The sequence below is a fragment of the Asticcacaulis sp. genome, assembly GCF_027484505.1.
Lineage (GTDB): Bacteria > Pseudomonadota > Alphaproteobacteria > Caulobacterales > Caulobacteraceae > Asticcacaulis.
On the sequence record NZ_JAIXSV010000088.1, the window covers coordinates 1 to 5,886 of the forward strand.

The 5,886-nt window shown below is 60.7% G+C and carries 5 protein-coding genes; 3 read left to right on the top strand and 2 right to left on the bottom strand.

Annotation, left to right across the window (positions count from 1 at the left end; all coding sequences use genetic code 11):
* Positions 1 to 251 (top strand): His/Gly/Thr/Pro-type tRNA ligase C-terminal domain-containing protein (locus Q0072_RS05230; RefSeq protein ID WP_366941779.1); only part of this gene is annotated, 251 nt, incomplete at its 5' end.
* Positions 252 to 576: 325 nt separating this feature from the next.
* On the opposite strand, the gene Q0072_RS05235 is transcribed toward Q0072_RS05230, so the two are convergent.
* Entirely contained in the window at positions 577 to 1,185 is a 609-nt protein-coding gene (locus tag Q0072_RS05235; protein ID WP_298326733.1) for a WHG domain-containing protein, read from the bottom strand.
* 285 nt (positions 1,186 to 1,470) lie between these two features.
* Here Q0072_RS05235 and Q0072_RS05240 point away from each other — a divergent pair, with 285 nt between their 5' ends.
* Positions 1,471 to 1,707 carry a hypothetical protein gene (locus Q0072_RS05240; protein WP_298326736.1) on the top strand — a complete coding sequence of 79 codons (237 nt, stop codon included), beginning with the start codon at positions 1,471 to 1,473 and terminating at the stop codon, positions 1,705 to 1,707.
* Between the two features lie 68 nt (positions 1,708 to 1,775).
* On the opposite strand, the gene Q0072_RS05245 is transcribed toward Q0072_RS05240, so the two are convergent.
* Complete coding sequence (locus Q0072_RS05245; protein ID WP_298326739.1) at positions 1,776 to 3,905, bottom strand: M13-type metalloendopeptidase; 2,130 nt, start codon at positions 3,903 to 3,905, stop codon at positions 1,776 to 1,778.
* 187 nt (positions 3,906 to 4,092) lie between these two features.
* On the opposite strand from Q0072_RS05245, the gene Q0072_RS05250 reads away from it, so the two are divergent.
* The coding region (locus Q0072_RS05250) for a cation:proton antiporter (RefSeq protein ID WP_298326742.1) at positions 4,093 to 5,886 on the top strand (1,794 nt) is incomplete at its 3' end.

A 5,886-nucleotide genomic window follows, 5' to 3' on the forward strand; every position in this document is an offset into this window, starting at 1 on the left:
AAGTTTACCTCGGCCGGTCGGGCATGAAGGCGCAAATGAAGTACGCGGATCGCCGTTTATCCCCGGCTGTTGTCATGCTGGGTGGCGACGAGCTGGTAAGTAATACCGTTACGATCAAGGATCTGGATCAGGGGCGGCTTCTGGCCACGCAAATCACGGATAACAAAGAATGGCGTGAGGCGCGTCCGGGTCAGGTAACATTGCCCCGCACAGAAGCCATTAAGCATCTGAAATCCATAGTGAATGCGTAAATAAATTTACGCAACGGCAATCTGTGTCAGCGCTGTCAAAAATCGTTAACCCTTCTTAGGCTTTTTGACACAACTGCGTTAGTTAAAATTATTTTTGACACCACGTAATAAAAGCGTTGACACGGCCCTCAAAAAACTGTTTTCTCCGTCTCAAGAGAACGGAACTTCGCCAGAGAGATGAAGTCAGTTCCCGGCGTTTCGGGGAGGAAACGCCTGCTTAACAAGGAAAGAGGCCCGGCATTGCTTATCCCCCATGCCGGGCCTCTTTTCGTTTGTCGTTTCCAAAGCTGACGCCTGTCAGTTTTGACGGCGTTGTCAATTTTCCTTATTTCAGGTCCTTGCACGCGGCGCGCACCAGCCAGCGAATCTGCTGGGCCAGTGCCTCCTGCGGCACGGCGATCAATCGCTCCTCCAGTCCGACAAACACAATGCCGTGCACCGCAGAAAACAGGGTGCGCGCCACCAGTATGCGTTCCGCCTCAGACGCCGCGGGCATGAGCGCAGTCATCGGCGCGTTCATATGGCGAAACAGCCCCAGTTGCGCCTGAATGTTCCATTCGGGCAGGGCGGGATTTTTCAGCCGCATTTCAAACAGGGCGCGCCACAACTGAAGATTCTGCCGTGCGAAGTCGTAATAGGCCAGGGCGATGCCTTCCAGCACCTCGACGGGATGCTCGGCCGCGGCTGAGGCCGCCCCGGCCTCCAGCGCTGCGTCGAGCCTGACCATGGTGCGTTGCGCCAGCCGCAGCATCAGATCGTCCATATCGGCGACGATATTATAAAGCCCCCCCAGCGCCACACCAATATCGGCCGCCAGATCACGCGCCTTAAGCGCGCCTACGCCATCTTCGCAGATGCGTTTTTCAGCGGATTGCATCAGCGCTTCGAACTGGGCCTCGCGGCGGAGGGTGGTGGCGGAAGGGGCCTTGGACATTCTACTCGGAACCTGACGGTAAAAAAATTGAACGACGTTCATTTTTATATTGAACATTGTTCAAATTCATGCGACAACACAATTGTGAACGGCGTTCATAGCACATCATGTCCCCACGCGAAAGCGTTGTTCACGGATCGTATCGGAATACTCCGGGGGCGGAGGTCCGGTTCGGAGGGGAAAGGGCGGGGCCGGTGTCCCCCGGCTCCGCCCATACCTCATCAGGTTTTAAACCCCACGCGCGGGTCGTTCAGGGCGCGGTTTGGCTACAAAAGGGTTTTCGATATGGTTCGGTTTAAATCGTCTTCGCGCACAATGATGGTGCTGGGTGGCGCGCTGGCCTTTGCGCCGCTGGTGATGATCTACATTGTGCTGGCGCAGTTGCAGCACGGCGTCTCCTACGCCGATGACATGGCCGGTCACTTCACCCGCTACGCCCATCAGGCGGAAATTGGGGGCTTCCTGCTGGCCATCGGCGCGGTGGTGCGCATTGCGGGCATCTGTTTCCCCACGAAGGACTGATCGCCGGGCACGAAAAAGCCCTTCGATGCGAACCGAAGGGCTTTCCGAGTAAATGACGAACGGATCGCTTACCAGATACGGACGCGGTCTTCCGGTTTCAGGTAATATTTGCCGCTGGTGACGCCAAAGGCCTTGTACCAGTCGTCGATATTGCGCATCGGGCCGATGACGCGGAATTCCGCCGGCGAATGCGGATCGGACACCACCTGCTGACGGATGGCGTCTTCGCGGTACTTGGAGGCCCAGACGCCGGCAAAGCCGAAGAAGACGCGCTGATCGCCGGTGAAGCCGTCGAGAACCGGGCCGCCGTCCGGATGCGACAGGCGATAGGCGGTCAGGCCCATCAGCACGCCGCCCAGGTCAGCGATGTTTTCGCCCATGGTCAGGCCGCCCTGCACCTTGGCACCCGGAACCGGCTCATAGGTGTCGTATTGCGCGCCGAAGACCTTGGCCTTGGCGTCGAACTTGGCGGCGTCTTCGGCGGTCCACCAGTCGCGCAGCACGCCGTCGCCGTCGGACTTGCGGCCCTGATCGTCGAAGCCGTGGGTGATTTCGTGACCGATTACGCCGCCGATGGCGCCGTAATTGACCGCCGCATCGGCCTTCGGATCGAAGAAGGGCGGTTGCAGGATGGCGGCCGGAAAGACGATTTCGTTACGGGTTGACGAATAGTAGGCATTGACCGTCTGCGGCGTCATGCCCCATTCCAGCGGATCGACCGGCTTGTCCAGCTTGTTCAGGCTGTCCGCCCATTCGAACTCACCCGAACGCGTCACGTTGCCGAACAGGTCGCCGGCCTTGATCTCCAGCGCGGAATAGTCCTTCCACTTGTCCGGATAGCCGATTTTGACGCCAAACTTGCCGAGCTTTTCGTGGGCCTTGGCCTTGGTTTCGGCGCTCATCCAGTCGAGGCCGTCGATACGCTTGCCCATCGCCGTCTTGAGGTCGCCGACCAGCTTTTCCATCATCGCCTTGGACTCAGCCGGGAAGTAGCGTTCGACATAGGCCTTGCCCAGCGCTTCACCCAGTGACCCCTCGGTCACCGAAATCGCGCGCTTCCACAGAGGGCGCTGCGCCTTCGCACCGGACAGGTCGCGCGAATTGAACTCCCAGGCGCGGGTCGAGAAGCGCTCGGACAGGTAGGGCGCGGCCTCATTGACCGTCTTGAAGGTTTGCCACGCCTTGATCGTCTCCAGCGGCGTGTCGGCGTAGACCTTGGCGATTTTCGGGAAGGCGGTGTTCTGGGCGACGACGATCTTCTTGGCCTTGTCGAGCTTGGCCGCCTTGAAGAAGGTCGGGAAATCGAAGCCCGGCGCGAAGGCGGCGATTTCTTTGGCCGTCATCGGGTTATAGGTCTTGTCGTCGTCGCGGCTTTCGATGCGCGTCCACGACACCTTGGCGATCTCGGTTTCAAAAGCCACGATATCCTTGGCGGTCTTGGCCGCGTCGGGATAGCCCACCATACGCAGCACGTCGGTGACATAGGCTTCGTAAAGCGCCTTCTTTTCCTTGAAGCTGTCTTCCAGATAGTAGTTGCGGTCCGGCAGGGTCAGGCCCGACTGGAACATATAGAGAATGTTGATTTGCGGGTTCTTCTGGTCGTCGAAGATGGCCGGGGCAAAGACAGAAGCGCCGAACTGACCCATGACGCCGCCCATATAGGCGGCCATGTCGGACTTGGTCTTGATGGCGCGGATCTTGGTCAGGCTGGGGGCCAGCGGTGCGATGTCGAGCGCGTTGCGCGTCTTTACGTCCGTCATCGAGTTATACAGGTCGGCGATCTTCTTTTCGTCGCCGGTCAGGCCGGGCTTGGCCGACAATTCGTCGATGATCGCCTTCAGACGGTTGTCCGACAGGTTGCGCAGCGCCGCGAAGGCCCCGTAAGAGGTGCGGTCGGACGGGATGACAATGGCGTCGATGGCCTTGCCATTGGCGTAGCGGAAGAAGTTGTCACCCGGATTGACCGAGGTATCCATGCCCTTCACGTCAAAACCCCAGGTGCCAAACGTCTGGGCAACAGTGGAATCGGAACCCGTATCCCCGCCGGTCAGGGTGTCCGCTTTCAGGCCCAGCGAATCGAGGGAGGAAAGGCTTTGCAGGAAGCAGTGATCGTCGAGGCAGGCACGATCTTCGGCCTGCGCCGCCGCCGTAAAGAGGCTGAGCGAAAGGGCCGTGGTCAGCAGGATAGAGTTACGCATGGTGTTTCCGGGAATAGAGGATGCGGTTGCGGTTTTTGGTTGGCAGATGGGTTCATTTGCAACGAGGCGGTAAGATGGCGCATTTTTTGCCCCGCGTCTCATAAATTTTCTTTCATAATCGCGTGGCATGGGTCACCTTGACCAACAAGGGAAATCGGTTGTTTTGAGATGAGGGAAAATCGCCTTGGTGACGAATCTTCTGCCTGAAGGCAGCGCGCAGCAGGTTGCGCACGCCGGCACGTCATCGTCGGGGATCGCCTTTCTGATAGCCGCAGCGGTGTTTGTACCCTTCTTCCTGCGTTTTCGCGTGTCGCCGGTTCTGGGCTTTCTGCTGGTCGGTGCGCTTCTGGGGCCGTTTGGTCTGGGGCGGCTCGAAGACCTGGTGCCGTTTTTGTCCGTCTTCACGATTTCGCAGACGCAGGACGTGCATCAGCTGGCCGAGTTGGGCGTCGTCTTCCTGCTGTTCTCCATCGGTCTGGAGCTGACGTGGGAGCGTTTGAAGGCATTGCGTCGCATGGTCTTTGGTCTGGGGGTGCTTCAGATCGTCCTCAGTGCGGCCGTACTGACCGGCCTGTTCCTGCTGATCGGGCGCAGCCTCGGTGGGGCCGTCGCCGTCGGCATGGGGCTGGCCCTGTCATCCACGGCCATGGTCATGCCGGTACTGGCTGAACGCAAGCGCCTGAACTCGCCGACCGGGCGCAGCGTCTTTGCCGTGCTTCTGGCGCAGGATCTCGCCGTGGCTCCCATACTGATCACCGTGGTGGTGCTGGCGTCGGGCGGCAGTTCCTTCGGCATCAGCGGGCTTTTGACTCTCATCCCGGCGGTGGTGGCGATGGCGCTGCTGGTCATCGGCGGGCGTCTTCTGATGCGACCGCTGTTCCGTTCGGCGGCCATGGCCAAGAGCGCGGAACTGTTTATGGCCGCCTGTTTCCTCGTGGTTCTGGTCTCCGGGCAACTGGCCGTGTGGGCGGGCTTAAGCATGGGGCTGGGGGCCTTTATCGCCGGGGTGCTGCTGGCCGAAACCGAGTACCGCCGCGAAATCGAAATGATGGTGGAACCGTTCAAGGGCCTGCTGCTGGGCCTGTTCTTCGTGACGGTGGGCGCACGTCTCGACTTTGCCGCCGTGATGTCAGAGCCCGTTCTGGTGCTGGGCCTGACTCTGGGTCTGATCCTGCTGAAGGTCGCCGTCGTGGTCCCGCTGGCGCGTGGCTTCGGCCTGAGCTGGCGCGGGGCGGTGGAGGCGGCGCTGGTGCTGGCCCCCGCCGGGGAATTTGCCTTCGTGATTATTGATGAGGCCGTGGGGCGCAAGCTGGTGCCGGTCGGTTTCGGTCACGCCGTGATCGTCTCCGCCATTGTCAGCATGTTCCTGGTGCCGCTGCTGGCCGGGATCGGGGCGCGCTTCAACCGCAAGACCGCGGCGGCTGAGGCGGCGACCAGCGTCGCCCCGGCGCATGTCTCCGAACAGGTCGATGTGTTGGTGGTCGGCTATGGCCGCGTCGGCGAACTGGTGGCGGATATGCTGCGTCGCCACGATATTTCCTTCGCGGTGATCGACGCCAATGCGCGGGTGGCGTCACGGGCGCGTAAGGAAGGGGTCGAAGCCTGGTACGGCGACGCTTCGCACCCGGACATGCTGCACCGCATGGGCATCGACAATGTGCGCGCCGTTGTTGTTACCGTATCGAACGCCGCCTTTACCGACACTGTGGTCACCGCTGTGCGTAAGGTACGTCAGGATGTCGGCCTGATCGCCCGTGCGCGCGACGCCAGCCACGCCGAAAAACTCTACGGACTGGGCGTGACCGACGCCGTGCCGGAAACCATCGAGGCCTCGTTGCAGTTGGCGGAAAACACGCTGGTCGATCTGGGCGTACCGATGGGGCTGGTGCTGGCCTCGGTGCACGAAAAGCGCGATGAGTTCCGGCAGGACCTGCTCAAATACGCCCCCGACGGCCGCGTCCCGCGCATCCTGCGCACCACC